Raw genomic sequence first — 18766 nt, forward strand, 5'->3', positions numbered from 1 at the left:
ACGCGAAAGGGGCGCCGCCTCCGCACCGGGGCGCCCCTTCCCTCGCGGCGGTCCTACTTGGCGCGGTCGAAGTCGATCGCGCTGTACGCCCGGAGCTTGCTGAGACGGTGCTCGGAGTCGATACGGCGGACCGTGCCCGACTTGGAGCGCATCACGATGGAGTCGGTCGTCGCCGTCTCCGAGCGGTAGCGCACGCCCCGCAGCAGCTCGCCGTCCGTGATGCCGGTCGCGACGAAGAAGACGTTCTCGCCGGTCACCAGGTCCTCGGTGGTCAGCACCCGGTCCAGGTCGTGCCCGGCGTCGACCGCCCGCTGCCGCTCCTCGTCGTCCTTGGGCCACAGCTTGCCCTGGATGGTGCCGCCCAGGCACTTCACCGCGCAGGCCGAGATGATGCCCTCGGGGGTGCCGCCGATGCCGAGCAGGAGGTCGACGCCGGTGCCCTCGCGCAGCGCCAGGATCGAGCCCGCGACGTCGCCGTCCGAGATCAGCTTGATGCGCGCGCCCGTCTCCCGGATCTCCTCGATGACGCCCGCGTGCCGGGGCCGGTCCAGGATGACGACGGTGACGTCCTCGGGCGTGGCCCGCTTGGCCTTGGCGACCCGGCGGATGTTCACCGACACCGGGGCGTCGATGTCCACGAAGTCGGCCGCGTCGGGGCCGGTGACCAGCTTGTCCATGTAGAAGACGGCGGACGGGTCGAACATCGACCCGCGCTCGGCCGCCGCCAGCACCGCGATCGCGTTGGGCATGCCCTTGGCGGTGAGCGTGGTGCCGTCGATCGGGTCCACGGCGATGTCGCACTCGGGCCCGGTGCCGTCGCCGACCCGCTCCCCGTTGAAGAGCATCGGCGCCTCGTCCTTCTCGCCTTCCCCGATGACGACGACGCCGTTCATGGAGACGGTGGAGACGAGGGTCCGCATGGCGCGCACCGCGGCACCGTCGGCGCCGTTCTTGTCACCGCGCCCCACCCAGCGGCCCGCGGCCATCGCCGCCGCCTCGGTCACGCGGACCAGTTCGAGGGCGAGGTTGCGGTCGGGGGCCTCGGAGGGGACATCGAGTTCGGACGGCAGATGATGCTCGGTCATCGGAGCGCACCTTTCTGATACGACGACGGCCGGATGAGGGTGTTGGCGTCGACTCTATAGCCAGGTCGACAAAGTGAGCAGGGGCCCCCACGGATGAGCGGCCGGGGCACCTGCCACCATGGAGGGCGTGGCAGGCAGCAACGGCAAGACGAAGATGGTCCGCAGCATGGTGCTCTCCATGGGCGTCACCCTGCTCGCGGGCGGGGTCATGTACCTCTTCACCCCGCACGACGAGGGCGAGCCCGATCTCCCGCGGGTCGACTACAAGATCGAACTGGTGACGGCGCGCCGCGCCGCCGCCTACCCGGTGGCGGCCCCGGAAGGGCTGCCGCAGACCTGGAAGGCGACCTCGGTGCGGTTCGACGGCGCCGAGAACGACGCCTGGCATCTCGGCTACCGCGCTCCGGACGGCGAGTACGTCCAGATCGAGCAGGCCGCCACCGGCAAGCGGGCCGAGTTCCTCGCCGAGGCGACGCAGGGCGCCAAGGAGACGAAGGTCACCGAGGAGATCGGCGGCCGGACCTGGATCCGGTACGCCGACGGGCGCTACGACGCGCTCGTGCTGGACCCGGCCGACTCCGAGAAGGGCGCGACCACCGTGGTGGCCGGCACTGGGACGTTCGAGCAGCTGAAGCAGATGGTGCGCGCGCTGAGGATGGCGTAGGCGCGCGCCGAGGAACGGCGCGAAGACGCACGGGCCCCCGGTTCGGTCGAACCGGGGGCCCGTGCCACGCCCGCTGCGGGGCGGCGTCCCGGACGGTGGCGTCCCGGACGGTGGCGCTGATGCGGTGGCGTCTCAGACGGTGGTGACGACCTCGTCGTAGGCCAGGCGCGGGGCGCGCGGGCGCCAGGCGTCCGGGCCGGGGCGGCCGATGTTGACCACCATCAGCGGCGCGTGGTCGTCGTCCAGGAACTCCTTGCGGACGCCTTCGAGGTCCACGCCGGTCATCGGACCCGCGGCCAGTCCGGCGGCACGGACGCCGACGATGAAGTAGGCGGCCTGGAGCGCGGCGTTCAGCAGCGCGGCGCTCTCGCGCACCGCGCGCTCGCTGAAGAAGACATCCTTGGCCTGCGGGAAGTGCGGGAGCAACTGCGGCAGCTCCTCGTGGAACTCGTTGTCCGCGGACAGGATCGCGACCAGCGGGGCGGCGGCGGTCTTGGCCCGGTTGCCCTCGGCCATCAGCCCCACCAGGCGCTCGCGGGCCTTGGGGGAGCGGACCAGGGTGACGCGCAGCGGCGTCTGGTTGAACGCGGTGGGCCCGTACTTGACCAGGTCGTAGATCGCCCGGACCTGCTCGTCGGTGACGGGCTCGTCGGTGAAGGCGTTCGCGGTGCGGGCCTCGCGGAACAGCAGGTCCTGGGCGGCGGGGTCGAGAACGAGCGACATGGGGAACCTACCTCGGGTCGTGCGTCGGGCCCGGGAGGGCCGGACCGGCTGACGGCACGACAGTACGACGGTGAAGTTCAACATTCAACCAAAAGTGGGGCGGGGTGATCCGCTTCACAGCCGCCGGCCCGCTCCGCTCCTGCCCGGCTACACCTCGTGCCCCTCGTCCCCCTCGCCACCGGCGCCCTCCGCCGCGGCCTCCTCCGCCAGCGCCGCGTCCAGTCGCGCCCGCGCGCCCTCCAGCCAGCGCCGGCACACCTTCGCCAGCTCCTCGCCGCGCTCCCACAGGGCGAGGGACTCCTCCAGCGTCGTGCCGCCCGCCTCCAGCCGCCGCACGACCTCGATCAGCTCGTCCCGCGCCTGCTCGTAGCCCAGCGCCTCGTCCACCTTGCCGCTCATCCACCCAACCTATGCGTCCGTGCCGACCTGTACCTATGGGGCCCGTGCCGACCTGTGCCTACGCGTCCGTGCCGACCTGCGCGCCGGCGTCGTTCCGTGCGTCGGCGCCCGCGTGCGCGCCGGCGTCGTCACGTGCGGCGCCGTGCCCTCGTGCGACGGCGTCCGCCTGCGCCTCGCCGTCCGCCTGCGCCTCGCCGTGCGCCCGGGCATCGCCGTGCGCGTCCGTGGCGACCCGGACCGGGAACTCGCCCTCGGCCACCCGCGCGCGCAGCGGCTCACCGGCCGCCACCTCCCGAGGGGCGCGCACCACGTGGCCGTCCACCCGCTGCAGCACCGCGTACCCCCGGCGCAGCGTCGCCGCCGGGGACAGCGCCACCACACGCGCGTGCGTGTGCGTCAGCTCCGACTCCGCGCGGTCCAGCCGGTGCCCCAGGCACCGCCGGGCGCGGTCCGCCAGCGCGGCCACCTGCTCGGCCCGCTCGTCGATCATCCGGTGCGGATCCTCTATCGAGGGCCGCGCCAGCGCGTGCGCCAGCCCGCGCTCCTCGCGCTCCAGGAACGCCTCCACACACCGCCGCGCCCGGTCGCGCAGCAGCCGCACCCGCTCGAACTCCTCGCCCACGTCCGGTACGACCTTCTTCGCCGCGTCCGTGGGCGTGGAGGCCCGCAGATCCGCCACGTAGTCCAGCAGCGGGGTGTCCGGTTCGTGCCCGATGGCCGACACCACCGGCGTCCGGCAGGCGGCGACCGCGCGGACGAGCTGCTCGTCGGAGAACGGCAGCAGATCCTCCACGCTGCCCCCGCCGCGCGCGACGACGATGACGTCCACCTCCTCCATCGCGTCCAGCTCCTGCACAGCCCCCACCACCTGCGGCACCGCGTGCACGCCCTGCACCGCGACGTTGCGCACCTCGAAGCGGACGGCGGGCCAGCGGTGCCGGGCGTTCTCCAGCACGTCCCGCTCGGCGGCCGACGCCCGCCCGCACACCAGGCCGATCAGCTGCGGCAGGAACGGCAGCGGACGCTTGCGCTCCGCCGCGAACAGCCCCTCGCCGGCCAGCGTCTTCTTCAGCCGCTCCAGCCGCGCCAGCAGCTCGCCCACACCCACCGGCTTGATCTCCGCGGCCCGCAGCGACAGCTGCCCCCGCGGCGCGTACCACTCGGGCTTCGCCAGCACCACCACCCGCGCGCCCTCGCTCACCACGTCGGCGACGGCGTCGAACACCTGCCGGTAGCAGGTGACGCTCACCGAGATGTCGTACGACGGGTCGCGCAGCGTCAGGAACACGACCCCGGCGCCCGGCCGCCGCGACAGCTGGGTGATCTGACCCTCCACCCACACCGCGCCGAGCCGCTCGATCCACCCGCCGATCAGCCGCGACACCTCGCCGACGGGCAGGGGGGAATCCGGGGACGTGTTCACAGCCATGCGCCCGAGCGTAACGGCGGCCACCGACAACACGGGCGTGATCCGCGCCCCGTGCGGGGCCTCTACGATGGGTGTCATGACTGCTTCGACTGGCCGCCGTGTCCTGCTCGCCGCCCCCCGTGGCTACTGCGCGGGCGTGGACCGCGCCGTGATCGCCGTCGAGAAGGCCCTGGAGCAGTACGGGGCCCCCATCTACGTCCGGCACGAGATCGTGCACAACAAGTACGTCGTGCAGACCCTGGAGAAGAAGGGCGCGATCTTCGTCGAGCGGACGGAGGAGGTGCCCCCGGGCAACATCGTGATGTTCTCCGCGCACGGCGTCGCCCCGACCGTGCACGAGGAGGCCCGGCAGGGCAGGCTCGCCACCATCGACGCCACCTGCCCGCTCGTCACCAAGGTCCACAAGGAAGCCGTCCGCTTCGCGAACGAGGACTACGACATCCTGCTCATCGGCCACGAGGGCCACGAGGAGGTCATCGGCACCTCCGGCGAGGCCCCCGACCACATCCAGCTGGTCGACGGTCCCGGGGACGTCGCCAAGGTCGAGGTCCGCGACCCGTCCAAGGTCGTCTGGCTCTCCCAGACCACCCTCTCCGTCGACGAGACCATGGAGACCGTCGACGCGCTCAAGGAGAAGTTCCCGCAGCTGATCTCGCCGCCCAGCGACGACATCTGCTACGCCACGCAGAACCGCCAGCTCGCCGTGAAGCAGATGGGCGCCGAGGCCGACCTGGTCATCGTCGTCGGCTCGCGCAACTCCTCCAACTCCAAGCGGCTCGTCGAGGTCGCCAAGCTCGCCGGCGCCCGCGAGGCGTACCTGGTCGACTTCGCCGCCGAGATCGACGAGGCCTGGCTGGAGGGCGTGACCACGGTCGGCGTCACCTCGGGCGCGTCGGTGCCGGAGGTGCTGGTCGAGGAGGTCCTGGAGTGGCTGTCCGCGCGCGGCTTCGAGGACGTGGAGATCGTCAAGGCCGCCGAGGAGTCCATCACCTTCTCGCTGCCCAAGGAGCTGCGCCGCGACCTGCGCGACGAGGCGGCGGCCCTGGTGGCCGAGCGCGGCGGTTCGGGCACGCCGGGGGCCTGACCGCGGGGCGGCCTCGGACATCGTGTCCATGACCGCCTTCGTGACCGTGGGTGGGCCGTCGTAACGTGGTGCCATGCAGATCTTCGGCGTGGACATCGGTGGATCCGGGATCAAGGGCGCTCCCGTCGATCTCGACAAGGGCGACCTGACTGAGGAGCGGTACAAGGTGCTGACCCCGCACCCGGCCACGCCCGACTCGGTGGCCGACGGGGTCAGAGAGGTCGTGGAGCACTTCGGCTGGACCGGACCGGTCGGGGTCACCTTCCCCGGCGTCGTCACGGGCGGCGCGACGATCCGCACGGCGGCCAACGTCGACAAGGGCTGGATCGACACCGACGCCCGCGCCCTGCTCGGCGAGCGCCTCGGCGGGGTCCCGGTGACGGTGGTCAACGACGCGGACGCGGCCGGCGTCGCCGAGATGGCCTTCGGCGCGGGCCGGGGCCGCAAGGGCACGGTCGTCCTGCTCACCTTCGGCACCGGTATCGGCAGCGCCCTGTTCACCGACGGCGTCCTCGTGCCCAACTCCGAGCTGGGCCACCTGGAGCTGGACGGCCACGACGCGGAGAAGCGGGCGTCCAGCAAGGCCCGCGAGGACCACGACCTGTCGTGGGAGGACTGGGCCCAGCGGGTGCGGGCGTACCTCGCGCACGTGGAGATGCTGTTCTCGCCCGGGCTTTTCATCATCGGCGGCGGCGTCAGCCGCAAGGCCCACAAGTTCCTCCCGTACATCGACGGCATCAAGGCCGAGATCGTCCCGGCGCAGCTGCAGAACAACGCGGGGATCGTGGGGGCGGCGATGCGGGCGCAGCAGGCGGGTTAGCCGGCCGGCCGCCTCGTTCATCCGGCCGTCCGCCGTCGGGCGGCCACCCGGCGGCGCATCATCCGCACCTTCCGCGCGGTGACGACCACCCCGGCGATCAGGGTCCCCCCGTAGAGCCAGCCCGCCTCGGTGGCGAGCGCGGTGAACAGGCCGGCGGCCCGGTCGCCGAACCCGTCGCCGCGCCCGCCGAGGGACGCGAGCCCGAGCGTGAAGGCGATCGGCACGACCACCGGCACCGTCACCAGATCGCTGCGCCGCACCCACACGGCGGCGAGCAGGCACACCGGCAGGAACAGCACCCCGTACACGGTGAGCGACGCCCCGAGCAGCAGCCGGTCGAGGATGCCGAGCAGGAGCATCAGCGCGGCGCAGAAGAGGGCGCAGCCGAGGCCGGTCAGGCGCGGGTTGGGGAAGCGCCGGGGCGGCGTCCGGCCGGGGGCGGGGGCCGGCGGACGGGCCCGGGGGACGGTCCTGCCGCCGCCGGGCGCCGGGCCGCGGGCCCCCGGACCGGTCCCGCCGGGCCCGCCCCTGGCCGGTTGCGGGGGCAGCGGCGGGGAGGCGCGGCGCGGTGGTCCTTGCCGAGGGGGACGCGTCCTGGGTTGCTCCACCCGACCAACTTAGGTCGGCTTATGTGCCGAATGGGCCATCGGACACGCCGGGAAACCGGCCTTGTGCAAGCGTTCGACACAGCGCCGGTCGGGCGCGCGTCACCCCGTAGACTGGTGGATCGGCCAGCCACCTCCCTGGCCCCGGCCGGCCCACGGGCCGCCTCCAGGACCCGCCCTCTCACGTACGGGAAGTCGCAACGTGTCGCTCACGATCGGAATCGTCGGTCTGCCGAATGTCGGCAAGTCGACCCTGTTCAACGCCCTGACCAAGAACGACGTGCTGGCGGCCAACTACCCGTTCGCCACGATCGAGCCGAACGTCGGCGTGGTCGGCGTCCCCGACGCCCGCCTGGCCAAGCTGGCCGAGATCTTCGGCTCGCAGCGGATCCTCCCGGCGACCGTCGACTTCGTGGACATCGCGGGCATCGTGCGCGGCGCCTCCGAGGGCGAGGGCCTGGGCAACAAGTTCCTGGCGAACATCCGTGAGTCCGACGCGATCTGCCAGGTCATCCGCGCCTTCAAGGACGAGAACGTCGTCCACGTCGACGGCAAGGTCTCGCCCAAGGACGACATCGAGACGATCAACACCGAGCTGATCCTCGCCGACCTCCAGACGATCGAGAAGGTCCTGCCGCGCCTCCAGAAGGAGTCCCGGATCAAGAAGGACATCGCCCCGAAGGTCAAGGCCGTCGAGGAGGCGAAGGAGATCCTGGAGAAGGGCGACACCCTCTTCACGCACGGCCTGGTCCAGGGCAGCGAGCGCGCGGAACTCCTCCACGACCTGCACCTGCTCACCACGAAGCCCTTCCTCTACGTCTTCAACGTCGACGAGGACGAACTGACCGACGACGCCTTCAAGGACGAGCAGCGCGCCCTGGTCGCCCCCGCCGAGGCGATCTTCCTGAACGCCAAGCTGGAGGCGGACCTCGCCGAGCTGGACGAGGAGGACGCGATGGAACTTCTCGAGTCCGTCGGCGCCGAGGAGCCCGGCCTCGCCACCCTGGCCCGCGTCGGCTTCGACACCCTGGGCCTCCAGACCTACCTGACGGCCGGCCCCAAGGAGTCCCGGGCCTGGACCATCAAGAAGGGCGCGACCGCTCCCGAGGCCGCCGGAGTCATCCACACCGACTTCCAGAAGGGCTTCATCAAGGCCGAGGTCATCTCCTTCGCCGACCTGGTCGAGGCCGGCTCGGTGGCCGAGGCCCGCGCGAGGGGGAAGGCGCGGATGGAGGGCAAGGAGTACGTGATGCAGGACGGGGATGTGGTGGAGTTCCGCTTCAATGTGTAGCGCGGGTGACGTACCACTACATCGCTGATCTGGCAAACATGCAGGTCAGGTGGGGTCCGGCTCTTTGGGATCGGGCCCCTGGTTTTTTCCCGTGCTGGGATGGTGCTGGGATGGCTGACAGCTCGTCACCTGTCGTCATCCCTGGTCATCCCTCCCGTGCTGGGACGGTGCTGGAATGCCGGTGAGGAGCTTCCGCCTCCGCCCGTCGCGGACTGCAGGGGCCACTCTGGCAAGCGGAGGTGGTCGTTCACCCCGGGACTGGCACCTTGTGGCGGGCCTCCTGCACGGCGAGCTGTCGGTTCATCTGGCGGCGGTAGGTGTCGTCGACCAGGCCGATGACGGCGAGCAGATGCAGGGTCTTGGCGATCCGCCCGCATTCGGCGAACGCTGCGCCAGCGGGGTGGGCCGCCCCGTGCAGCCGAACATCCGCAGCACGTCGTACGCGCGCACCTGGGTGGTGTTCAGTGAGCCGGCCACCCGCAGCATGTTCGGCCAGTGCGTAATCACCCTGTTCAGGTTCATGCGGATGCGGGCGATGTCCTCCAGCGGCCCGTACGTTCCCGTCCCCAACCCCTGCATGGTGGCTCTCCAGAACCGCTGGTCGTCCAGGTCACGGAAGCTGGGGCTGAAGTTGTAGCCAAGTATCTTGAGCAGGCCGAACACCATGTCGGAGTAGGAGGCGCTGTCGGTCTTAGACGCCATTTCACTTGGCCAATCGGCAGTGACATATGAGGGTCGCGGCGATGGCAGTGAAGGCGAGGAAGTGTTCCGGCTTATGCTCGTAGCGGCGGTGGAGGCGTCGGCAGCCGGACAGCCAGGACTTGGTCCGCTCTACGACCCAGGGGTGCCGGCCCAGGCGTTGTGAGACTCAACGCCCTTGCGGGCGAGACGGTGGCGGATGCCGCGGAAGGCCAGCCATCGCCGCAGGTGCGGGTAGTCGTAGCCCTTGTCTCCGTGCAGCTTGCCGGGCCGTCGGCGGCGAGGACCACGGCGCGAGCGGATGGGCGGGATGCCACGGACGAGCGGGATGAGGGCCTGGCTGTCGTGGAGGTTGGCGGCGGAGATACCGATCGACAGGGGCAGGCCGGTACGGTCGACGATGAGATGGATTTTCGATCCGTTTTTGCCGCGGTCGGTCGGATTCGGTCCCGTCAGATGCCCCCTTTGACGGCCCGGACGCTGACGGAATCGATCGCGCACCGCGACCAGTCCAGCTCGCCCCGGGCACCGAGCTCGTCCAGGACCAGGCGGTGGAGCTTGGCCCACACCCGGGCCTCGGTCCACTCGGTGAACCGCCGGAAGGCGGTCACCCCCGACAGCCCGAAGCCCGGCGGCAGTTGATTCCAGGTGCAGCCCGAGGTGGCCACGAAGATGATCGCGGCCAGTACCTCGCGGTCCCCACGCCGACGATGCCCTCCACCCTGAGGGCGAACCGGCGCCGGCGGCACCACCCTCTGGGACAAGGTCCACAGATCTTCCGGCGCCATCCGTTCGACAAGCGCAGCAGTCACCACCCCAGACTGCCGCAAGATTAGGCCAAGCGAAATGGCGTCTAAAAGAGGTGTTTGGTGGGAACACAGCTCTGTGCTCGACATTCCGCTTTGGTCTTGGAAATTGCACTAATTTCCCTTAGTGCTTACTCGCGATGGTGGACGTGCGGGGGAGGGGTGTGGGCAATGCAGTGCATAAGGGGGCGAGTGTACGTGCGAGAAAGCTACCGATCAGAACGTCTTGAGAGGGAGGTGACAGAATCTGTACGCATTGGCGGAATCACTCTCTGATGATGAAGGTTAGCGACCCAAGCGGACAGGGCCTCGGGGAAGTATCGCTCTTCCAGGATGGAGGCGCGATGTGTTCCGGCTAGACCTTCGAGTGTCCGGAGCACCTCAGGGAAGTCTGATCGCTGCAATACTGCGGCTGTACGCGCGGCTGCCTCGGCCTTCCCGCGCAGCACCTGATCATGCCAACGGATGAGTCCGGAGATGAGCATCCCGCAGGCGTCCGCGCGGCCTTCTCGTAGCTCGCGGCGATTGAGCCCGAACACCTCGATGCTGTGCCGTCCCTTGGGCGTGCGTTCTTTCAGCTCCCCTGTCTTCGGCATCAGTTTCAGGTGATCTGCTGGGTCGTCCACAGTTGGGTCAATGAGCAGGCAGACGCCTGTTTCGGGGTCGCAAGGGAAGCTGTCGCGCTTCTCGTTGCTGTTGCAGTGGGAGCATGCCAGTAGATGGTTATCCCAGCAGAAGGTGCGCAATGGGGTGCGAGCCTTCGGCTCAAAGTGGTCGATGTCGGTGCCGCGGTTGTCTAGGCAGTACATGCAGCGGATTCGGCCGGGCGCCATCTGCTCGAGCAGACCTTTGATGTGTCTTCGGGCGGATTTCGCGGCCTTCCACTGCTCACAGGCCACCCTGCTGGTGGCTCCTGCCTCTCGGATCTTCTCTGTGCGGAAGTCGCACAGCTTGGTTAGGATGTGAGTGGCAGGCATCCGCTGTACGGGAATCACTCGTCACCCGCCAGATGCGCCGCCATCTCGTAGACCCGTGCAGTGCGGGAACTCGTCAGCTTGGCCGCCAGCTTTTTGTACTCCGCGACTTCGCTGTCGCTCGCTTCGCCGTCGAAGACTTTCTCCTCCAGCTGCACAAGCAGCCTTCGGAGCCTGTCCGCGCGGTCGGAGTACGGGGTCTCCAAGCCGAAAAGCTCGGAGAGCACGGCATCCTCGCCGCTGCCGTACACAATCCGTTGGTAGAGATCAGGTGCCACTACCTCCGGCGCTCGCTGCTCTGCCGGCCCCGGCAGTCGGATCAGTCCGCCAGGGTCGGCAGCTTGGCAGATATACGGGCTGTGGCTGGTCACGATGAACTGGATCCTTGGGAAGTGGTTCTTTAGCCAGTCACCGATCCGCCGCTGCCAAGTGACGTGCAGATGCGCGTCCACCTCATCAATGATGACCACACCCGGCATCCGTACGATTGGATGGCCGGAGTCATCCGTCCCGGCGTTGAGGGTCCCATATGAAGTCTGGAGCTGTCGGACCAGATCTAGGACTAGTGCCACGACTGTCCGGAAGCCATCGCTCATTTCCCGCAGGGGATAGGCGCGGTCTGGGGCATCGGCCGGGGCCACCCACAGCCCTTCGGATGACACCCGCAGCGCTCGGTAGCCGTCGGGCAGCAGGCCGTCGGAGAGCAATGCCTTAACGATGTCCAAAAGTTTGTTGGCTTCGTCGTGTCCCTCCAGACCACGCAGCCGCAATTCCTTGAGCCAACTGACGCCCTCGGCCAGCGAGGCGTCCTCGTGGAAGAGTGAGGCCATCCGACCTGCGGGCCCCGGCGCGAGCATCAGGCGCTGGGCTTCTCCGCTGCCGCCTGCGAGGCGTCGGAACGGGCCGTATGCGGCGCAGAACCAGCCCTGGGGATGGTCGGCCCAGGGGCCGCGGGCTGCGGAAGGAGAACCGTAGTCGACGCCGTCGTACGGAGACAGTGAAGGCTGCACGAGATTGCCGAACGGATCTCCGGATGGGAGATTACCGGTGTCAGGCAGTGTCCAATCAAGTCCGAGCATCATGCGGCCGTCTGGTCCTCGGCCCCGGCCGGTGAGTTGGTCGACCGTGTAGTCGGGTGAGACGGCTGCCTGTGCCCAGGCAGCCGTCTCACCGGTGGTGATCCAGCTGCTGAAGTCTTGGGAGAGGGCGCGAGCCACCCGTGGGCCCGCTAGCGCGAGGGCCAAGGCGCGCAGGAGCGTGGACTTTCCGGAGCCGTTACGTCCCGCGATTACGGTCCAACTGCCGCCATCCCTGGGTGTAGGCAACGTGAGCGCGTTTACCGCGCGGGGCCCATGGAAGCCCCGGATGTTGGAGAGGCCGAACTCTGTGACGTACACCCCGCCCCCTGGTCGATCGTTCATTTCCCGCGTGGGGATGACCGGATCAGCCTCTCACGGGACACCGATCAGAGGGAGAGGCGGTGATTGAGCAGGAGGATGGTCAGGCGGCGGAAGCGAAGGCACGTCACGCGTTTGCGGTGACGAAGTGGGACGCGGATGGGCGACCTCAGCCCGTTTGGATCCGATCGAGCGTGTCCCGGTCCTACATCCCGAGCAGCCTTGACAGCCTCGCCTGTGCAGGTGCCAACCTGTCGCCTGGCATCTGCACCCCGGCGGCGGCCGGCTTTCAAGCCAGGTCGTCCGCGATGACCTCGGTCTGTTTTAGGACACGGTCGACCGCACCTTCCTCCTCGTCCGGTGGGTAACCAAAATAGTTGAGGAGCAGCTTGACCTTGGCGCGGATTCGGTCCTGCGCTTGGCTCTTGATCCGCCAGTCGATGGTGACGTCGCGGGCGACCTGCTCGTACAGCTTGTGTGCGATCTTGGACAGAACATCTTGTCCCATTTTCAGTGCTGACGGGTTGGCAGCGATGGCGTCGTAGAACGCCATCTCGTGCTCTGTGAGCCCGAGTTCGGCGGCACGCTCGCGGGATGCGGACAGCGACCGGGCGAGGTCGACGAGGAGGTCTGCGACCTCGGCGGAGGTGATGAGACCGTTGTGATAACGGTTCATCACCGACTTCATCTTCTCTGTGAATTCCTTCTGCCGGACGATGTTGCTGGGATGAGCCTCCTGGATCTCCTTGGCGACCGCCTCGCGGAGCGCTTTGAGCGCCAGGTTGGGATGACGGCTCTCCTTGAGCTGCCGTACGAAACCCTCGTCGAGGTGGGAGAGGTCGGGCTTCGTAAGACCAGCGGCGTCGTAGATGTCGACGACGCCGTCGGCAGCCACCGTCTCCGCGTTGAGCTGCTCGATCATCCTGCGCACGTCAGCCTCTGTGGCAAGCCCGAGCTCTTGACGGTGTTCGGTGGCGTGCTTGCGGCGTGAGACGCGTACGGCTGCGAAGAAGTGGATGTCCGGGAGGAGTTCTTGGACGTCAGGATGGGTGGAGCAGAGCGAAAACGCTTGGGAGAGCAGTCGGGAGAAATGCTCGAATCGCTGGCCTCGCGTGGGCTGACCGGGTTCGAGGTTGGGCTCCGCCGTCTCTAGGAGTTCGAGAACGTCCGCCAGCGCATCCCGGAAGCCGGTTGCCGCCATAGCGCGCCGCCAGGGGCAGGCATTCAGGACTTCGCACACCTTGCGATGCATCTCATGGACCGACTGCACAGCCTCCGAGATGTCCGCGCCGATCGTCTCGCGCTCCTGGTCCTCCTCGGAGTACTCAGCCAGCGCGTGCTTGAGCTCCTTGGCCACGCCCAGGAAGTCCACGACCAAACCGGACGGCTTCTCGTCCCAGGTCCGGTTGACCCGGGCGATGGCTTGCATGAGAGCAGCGCCGCGCATCCGCCGGTCCAGGTACATGGTGTGCAGAGGCGGAGCGTCGAAGCCGGTCAGCCACAGGGACTGGACGATGATCAGTTCCAGCTCGTCGTCGGCATTGCCGACTCGCTTCTGAATCTTCTTCAGTTGATCGGGGGTACGGACGAAGTCTGCGATGTCATCCGGGTCCCGCCCTGGGCTACCAGTGAAGACCACGCGGATCTTGCCGGAGTCATCCGGGTAGAGGTTGGATTCCGGGTCTGGGGTGCCCGTCCACTCCGGCCGGCGTTTAGCGAGAGCACGGAACAGTCGGGCGGCGTTGCGGCGCGAGGAACAGACGATCATGGCTTTGCCGGTCCGGCCGGTCAGCTTGGTCATCTCCCGGCGGCGCGTGTCCCAGTGGCTGAGAATCGTGTCGGCCATTGACTCAATGCGCTCAGGGGCGCCGATCAGATCCTCGAACCGGGCGAAGTATGTCTGGGCGCGTGCTTTCTCGTCCTCGCTCAGACCCTCCACGAGGCCCTCGGCTCTGGCGTTGAGTTCGTCCAGATCGACGTCGTCGGGAAGGGTGACCTTGTGCAGGATCGGCTCGTAGAAGACGGGCACGGTGGCGCCGTCATCGACGGCCTGGGTCAGGTCGTATGTGTGGATCGTGGGGCCGAAAACCTGGAGGGTGGAGCCGATCCGGTTGTCGATGGGGGTGCCGGTGAAGGCGATGAAGGTGGCCTGAGGGAGTGCGTCCCGGAGGTTGCGGGCAAAGCCGTCCTCCAGGTCGTAATGGCTGCGGTGGGCCTCGTCGACGATGACGATGAGATCGCGGCGGTCGGTGATCAAGGGGTGCCGAGCGCCCGCGTCCCGCTCGGCGGTGCTCAGACGGAATTTCTGCAAAGTGCTGAAGATGATGCCGCCGCTCGACTCGCGGCGGGTAAGGAGAGCGCGCAACTGAGACGCAGTGGTGGCCTTCTTCGGGGCGCCGCCGACTGTAACCAGACTCTTGCTCTTCACGAAGGTGTCGAAGAGCTGGGTGTCCAGGTCAATGCGGTCAGTGAGAAGCAGGACGGTGGGGTTGGGAATCTCCGGGATCTGGGCCGTGAGCCCGGTGTAGAAGAGCATCTCCTCGCTCTTGCCCGCGCCCTGAGTGTGCCAGACGACACCGGCTCTGCCGTCCGTGGCGACCGCGGAGACAGTGGCGGCGATCGCCTGCCGGACGGCGACGTACTGGTGGACCTTGGCGAGCTTCACGGTGTCGGGTTCGCCACCGGTTCCTTCGGCAGAGTATGAGAGGAAGTTGCCGATCAGGTCGAGAAGGCGGTCGGGTTCGAACGCTCCGTGAATCATTCGATCGAGGGCGCGGTCGTCTTGCCGCTCGTGCGAGCGGAGCAGGGTTCCGTCCTCCTCGGCATGCCACGGGGCCATGTGCTGCCACGGGGTGAAGGGGGTGCCGAGGCGGGCGGATATGCCATCGCTGGCGAGCGTGAGTAGGACAGTGCGGAAGATACCGTCGGGCTTGAGTTCGCGCCGGTAGTTCTGGATCTGATCGAAGGCGGCGCGGGAGTCGTCGGGGCCGCTTGCCTTCTTCAATTCGATGACGGCGATCGGGAGCCCGTTGATGTAGAGGACGATGTCGAAGATCAAGGTGCGGTTGCGGGTGCCCTTGACTCGAACCTGGTTCGCGGCGACGAAATCGTTGCCGTGGGGATTCGCGAAGTCGATGGGGCGGACGGTGACGTGCCGTTCCTCCTGGGAGCCGGGGGTGGTGTAGGTCACCTTCAGGCCGGCTTTGAGGCGCTGATAGAAAGCCCAGTTCAGCCGCACTTCGTTCGCCGGGAACTTGACCAGCAGTTTCTCGATCGCGTCTTCGACGGCGGTCGAGGGCAGCGACGGATAGCGGGTGGCGATAGCCGTCCGCAGCCTCGGATACAGAACCAGGTCGTCCCACCCCGTGCGCTGGCCGTCACGCGGCCGGAGTGCGGTCCCCGGGACGTACTGCCAGCCGCGCTCGGCGAGCTGATCGAGCGCGTAGAACTCCCAATCCTGCTCGGACATGGCGCGGGCTGTGGCGCTGTCCGTCCCCCCGTCGGTTGTCATGTGGCGTCCTCCACGATGCGTTCGGCGTCCTTGACTCGGATCTTTCCGGTGACGAGCTGGGGGAGCAAGGTGTCGCGGAGCTCGGCGAGGGTGCGGTTCTCCTTTTGCCTTGCGAAGATTGCATCTTCCAGGGAAGTAAGAATTCCGCTCAGCCGGAGTGTCGCTTCTGGGTCGGAAGGGACGGAAATAGGTAGCGAACCCAGCTTGTCTCTACTTAGTTCTGTTTGCCCGGTGCTACCTTCCCCCATCGCTTCGATTCGAGGCTGAGACAGGAGCATTAGATATGCGCAAATCAAAGCATTTACACGGTTTGAGTCGAACCGGATGATGGTCACGTGTGAATCAACGGTCGCTATTTTATTCTGGTTCCATCGTGCCACTCTCCCCAGGGTTCCAACGCCGGTCGAGTTCACGAGCACATCTCCCTCTTTAAGGATCCTATTGACCCCACTCTTTGGTGGAATGGTAAGTCTTGCCTTGGAGAGGTCTACGTGCCCGTTGCGGATGCATTTCTGATTGATGACAGGGATGCCGAGGTCCGTGTCAGTGTATGTGGGTGCACTCCCGCGAGTCAGGGTCGAAGTGATCTCCGAAATTTTCAGCTGCTGATGGCTGGTGGTTGCCAATGTCTGCTGGACGTGCGTGACGCCCAAGTTCCGCGCAGTGACGATAATTTCAGAGTTCACTGCGATCCTGGCGTCCAGGCTTCCGAGCAGTTCAGCGATGGCTTTTTGTTCCTGGAGAGGTGGTGTGTGGATCTGGAGTTTGCGTGCTGAGCCGATGTTGAAGTGCTGTTGCACGGCACCCACAGTATGGGCGCTAACGAAGTTTCCGGCAGTTGCATTGATTGCGTAGCACAAAAAGTGTGGGGAAACATCCTGGCTTGGGCGTGCGATGATGATGTCGGAACAGTTCGATTCGCCGAAACCTTCTGGGATCAACGCGGCAGCGCCGGGTGTTCCGGTACGGACGATGACGATGTCGTTGGCGCGCAACTGAGACTTTTTCAGGCGCTGGTGGAATTCTTGGTTGACGTAGGCGAGGTCGGACAGGTCGAGTCGCCCAGGCCGCACGTTCTTAGAGCGCAGGAACGGGATTCCGCTGGGGACGTACTCGCTGGCCATGCTGCCGACGTGACCAACGGTAATCGTCGAGCACAGAGCTTCCAGTGTCCGAAGGTGCCAGAAAGCCATCAGATCCTCCTCAGCTGCTCGTCTACTAGCTTTGCTAGACCCTCCGACTCCGCAAACTGCTTGCGTAGAAGTGTTGTCAGACGCTCGATCTTGGCTTCGATAGGCTCTGCGTCGGGGTCCTCGGTCACCTCAGCCGCGCCTACGTAGCGACCTGGCGTCAGGACAAAATCGTGTTCCTCGAGCTCGTCAAGGGCAACGCTGCGGCAGAAGCCCGGCACGTCCGCGTACTCAATCTTCTGGTCGGCTCCTCGCCAGGCTCGGAATGTTCCGGTAATGCGTTCCAGTTCTTCCGGGCTCAGATCCCGCATCGTGCGCGTCCTCATGTAGCCGAGTTCGCGTGCGTCGATGAACAGGATTTGTCCTGCTCGCTCCGGCGAGATCCACGGATCCTTGCCGCGCGGTTTTCCCTTGCTTTCCGCGAGGATCCAGAGACATGCCGGGATCTGCGTCGAGCGGAAGAGTTGCCCTGGCATAGCCACCATGCAGGCGATCAGGTCGTCTTTTTCGACCATGGCTCGCCGGATTTCGCCTTCCCCGCCCGACTTGCTGCTCATCGACCCGTTCGCCAGGACGATTCCGGCCCGTCCGCCTACCGCGAGCTTGCTGATCATGTGCTGGATCCACGCGAAGTTGGCGTTGCCGACCGGTGGAGTCCCGTACTTCCAGCGGCCGTCCTCCCTGAGCCGCTCACCGCCCCAGTCGGAGATGTTGAACGGAGGGTTGGCCAGGACCACGTCGGCCTTCACGTCACCGTGCTGGTCGTTGTGGAAGGAGTCGGCCGGCTCCTCACCGAGGTTCACCTCGATGCCGTGGATGGCGAGGTTCATCTTGGCGAGCCGCCAAGTGGTCTGGTTCCGCTCCTGACCGAAGACCGAGACGTTGAAACGGTTGCCCTCGTGCAGTTCCACGAACTTCTCACACTGCACGAACATGCCGCCCGAACCGCATGCCGGGTCGAGTACCCGCTCGCCTTCCTGCGGCTCCAGCATCGCCACCAACAGCTGCACCACCGACGGCGGCGTGTAGTACTCGCCGCCCTTACGCCCCTCGGCGAGTGCGAACTGCTCCAGGAAGTACTCGTACACCTCCCCCATGAGGTCACGTGCCCCGGTCCGTCTGCCGTCCAGGGAGAGCTGGGACTGGAAGGTCAACTGGTCGAGCAGCTTGACAAGTTCGGCCAGAGTGGTTTCGTCGACGCGGCCACTGTTGTAAATCTTCGGAAGGGTGTCCTTCAGCGTCAGGTTGAACTTCTCGATGGTCCCCATAGCCGAGTCGATGACCTCGCCGACGCTGGGCCCGTCCGTGCTGACCTTGGCTCGCTTGAGAACCTCGTCCCACCTGGCCGCCGGCGGAACGTAGAAGATCCCTGCCCCGGTGTACTGCTTCGGGTCCTCCACCGTTCTCAGGATCAGCTCCTCGGAGGCCCCGCCCTCCAGCCCCATCTCGGCGAGCAGACTGCCGCCACGCAGAGCCTTCTCCAGCTGTTCCCGCTTCTCCTCCATCGCGTCCGAGACGTACTTCAGGAAGACCAGGCCCAAGACGAAGTGCTTGTACTCAGCTGCATCCAGGCTGCCGCGCAGCTTGTCAGCGGACTTCCAGAGGATGGACTTCATGTCCTCCGGCTTGGCTTGCTTCTTCTTGCGGGGTGGCACGGGGCTGGTTCCTTCTCGCAGTGGGCTAGGGGGAGTCTGTCGCGGTTCAGTCTTCTACAGGTCTAAGTCATATACCGTCGCACCAGCGCACGTCTCCGTCGGACTCAGGTCAGGGTCTGCCTGGTCACTCCCTCCGGAGTCCGAAGGTGGTGGCGCATCCCGTGATCGTCTTGTGCCCAGTGATTTCCAGATGGCAGTTTGTGACAGGTGCATCTTGCACTCATCGACCGCCATACCGCGGCTGCTGCTCTGGCTCAGTGGTTGCCCCCGTGAACGGCACCCCCACCCACCAGGCCTTCCGTTGACTCACCGGTTTATCAAGGTCACCGTCGCCGTCCATGGGAACCCCGTGCCCCGCGCCAGGCATCACTGCCTGGCGGTCCTGCAGGACGCCATGTGGCCTGCACCTGTCGACATGGCAGCCCAGCCCTCGG

14 protein-coding genes and 3 pseudogenes are annotated in these 18766 nt (G+C 67.0%); 4 read left to right on the forward strand and 13 right to left on the reverse strand.

The window, feature by feature from the left end:
* Positions 1 to 53: 53 nt before the first annotated feature.
* On the reverse strand, positions 54 to 1085 hold the full coding sequence (gene glpX, locus ACZ6KF_RS08745; RefSeq protein WP_469157423.1) for a class II fructose-bisphosphatase: 1032 nt from the start codon (positions 1083 to 1085) through the stop codon (positions 54 to 56).
* Between the two features lie 127 nt (positions 1086 to 1212).
* On the opposite strand from glpX, the gene ACZ6KF_RS08750 reads away from it, so the two are divergent.
* On the forward strand, positions 1213 to 1749 hold the full coding sequence (locus tag ACZ6KF_RS08750) for a DUF4245 domain-containing protein (protein WP_356626295.1): 537 nt from the start codon (positions 1213 to 1215) through the stop codon (positions 1747 to 1749).
* Positions 1750 to 1881: 132 nt separating this feature from the next.
* Here the strand turns inward: ACZ6KF_RS08750 and ACZ6KF_RS08755 are convergent, their stop codons facing one another.
* The 3 genes from ACZ6KF_RS08755 to xseA all read right to left on the reverse strand — a co-directional run bounded on the left by ACZ6KF_RS08755 (position 1882) and on the right by xseA (position 4300).
* Complete coding sequence (locus ACZ6KF_RS08755) at positions 1882 to 2472, reverse strand: malonic semialdehyde reductase (protein ID WP_469237803.1); 591 nt, start codon at positions 2470 to 2472, stop codon at positions 1882 to 1884.
* Between the two features lie 147 nt (positions 2473 to 2619).
* Positions 2620 to 2871, reverse strand: a complete 252-nt coding sequence (locus ACZ6KF_RS08760; protein WP_469237805.1) for an exodeoxyribonuclease VII small subunit — start codon at positions 2869 to 2871, stop codon at positions 2620 to 2622.
* Between the two features lie 58 nt (positions 2872 to 2929).
* On the reverse strand, positions 2930 to 4300 hold the full coding sequence (gene xseA / locus ACZ6KF_RS08765) for an exodeoxyribonuclease VII large subunit (protein ID WP_469176075.1): 1371 nt from the start codon (positions 4298 to 4300) through the stop codon (positions 2930 to 2932).
* A 67-nt stretch (positions 4301 to 4367) separates the two neighbouring features.
* On the opposite strand from xseA, the gene ACZ6KF_RS08770 reads away from it, so the two are divergent.
* Both ACZ6KF_RS08770 and ppgK read left to right on the forward strand, forming a co-directional pair.
* On the forward strand, positions 4368 to 5384 hold the full coding sequence (locus ACZ6KF_RS08770) for a 4-hydroxy-3-methylbut-2-enyl diphosphate reductase (protein WP_356626300.1): 1017 nt from the start codon (positions 4368 to 4370) through the stop codon (positions 5382 to 5384).
* A gap of 73 nt (positions 5385 to 5457) precedes the next feature.
* A complete protein-coding gene (ppgK, locus tag ACZ6KF_RS08775; protein ID WP_469176071.1) occupies positions 5458 to 6204 on the forward strand; it encodes a polyphosphate--glucose phosphotransferase in 747 nt (248 codons plus the stop codon).
* A gap of 17 nt (positions 6205 to 6221) precedes the next feature.
* Here the strand turns inward: ppgK and ACZ6KF_RS08780 are convergent, their stop codons facing one another.
* Positions 6222 to 6812: a DUF6542 domain-containing protein gene (locus tag ACZ6KF_RS08780; RefSeq protein ID WP_469237807.1), complete on the reverse strand. Its 591-nt coding sequence runs from the start codon at positions 6810 to 6812 to the stop codon at positions 6222 to 6224.
* 199 nt (positions 6813 to 7011) lie between these two features.
* Here ACZ6KF_RS08780 and ychF point away from each other — a divergent pair, with 199 nt between their 5' ends.
* Positions 7012 to 8100 carry a redox-regulated ATPase YchF gene (gene ychF, locus ACZ6KF_RS08785; RefSeq protein WP_356626304.1) on the forward strand — a complete coding sequence of 363 codons (1089 nt, stop codon included), beginning with the start codon at positions 7012 to 7014 and terminating at the stop codon, positions 8098 to 8100.
* Positions 8101 to 8362: 262 nt separating this feature from the next.
* On the opposite strand, the pseudogene ACZ6KF_RS08790 reads toward ychF, so the two are convergent.
* From ACZ6KF_RS08790 to ACZ6KF_RS08825, 8 genes and pseudogenes are all read right to left on the reverse strand, one after another.
* Positions 8363 to 8790 (reverse strand): annotated as a pseudogene (locus ACZ6KF_RS08790) (Tn3 family transposase); the annotation flags it as partial.
* A gap of 13 nt (positions 8791 to 8803) precedes the next feature.
* Positions 8804 to 9587, reverse strand: a pseudogene (locus tag ACZ6KF_RS08795) (IS5 family transposase).
* A 227-nt stretch (positions 9588 to 9814) separates the two neighbouring features.
* Positions 9815 to 10504 carry an HNH endonuclease family protein gene (locus ACZ6KF_RS08800; RefSeq protein WP_469237809.1) on the reverse strand — a complete coding sequence of 230 codons (690 nt, stop codon included), beginning with the start codon at positions 10502 to 10504 and terminating at the stop codon, positions 9815 to 9817.
* Positions 10505 to 10596: 92 nt separating this feature from the next.
* Entirely contained in the window at positions 10597 to 11661 is a 1065-nt protein-coding gene (locus tag ACZ6KF_RS08805) for an AAA family ATPase (RefSeq protein WP_469237894.1), read from the reverse strand.
* Positions 11662 to 11811: 150 nt separating this feature from the next.
* Positions 11812 to 12000, reverse strand: a pseudogene (locus ACZ6KF_RS08810) (AAA family ATPase); the annotation flags it as partial.
* A gap of 265 nt (positions 12001 to 12265) precedes the next feature.
* Complete coding sequence (locus ACZ6KF_RS08815) at positions 12266 to 15445, reverse strand: type I restriction endonuclease subunit R (RefSeq protein WP_469237811.1); 3180 nt, start codon at positions 15443 to 15445, stop codon at positions 12266 to 12268.
* 38 nt (positions 15446 to 15483) lie between these two features.
* The gene (locus ACZ6KF_RS08820; RefSeq protein WP_469237813.1) at positions 15484 to 16680 is read right to left on the reverse strand and encodes a restriction endonuclease subunit S; all 1197 of its coding nucleotides are present in this window, start codon (positions 16678 to 16680) and stop codon (positions 15484 to 15486) included.
* Positions 16680 to 18332 carry a class I SAM-dependent DNA methyltransferase gene (locus ACZ6KF_RS08825; RefSeq protein WP_469237815.1) on the reverse strand — a complete coding sequence of 551 codons (1653 nt, stop codon included), beginning with the start codon at positions 18330 to 18332 and terminating at the stop codon, positions 16680 to 16682. The genes ACZ6KF_RS08820 and ACZ6KF_RS08825 overlap by 1 nt, the downstream gene beginning before the upstream one ends.
* Positions 18333 to 18766: the final 434 nt, after the last annotated feature.

Source organism: Streptomyces sp. NPDC046379, assembly GCF_055587785.1.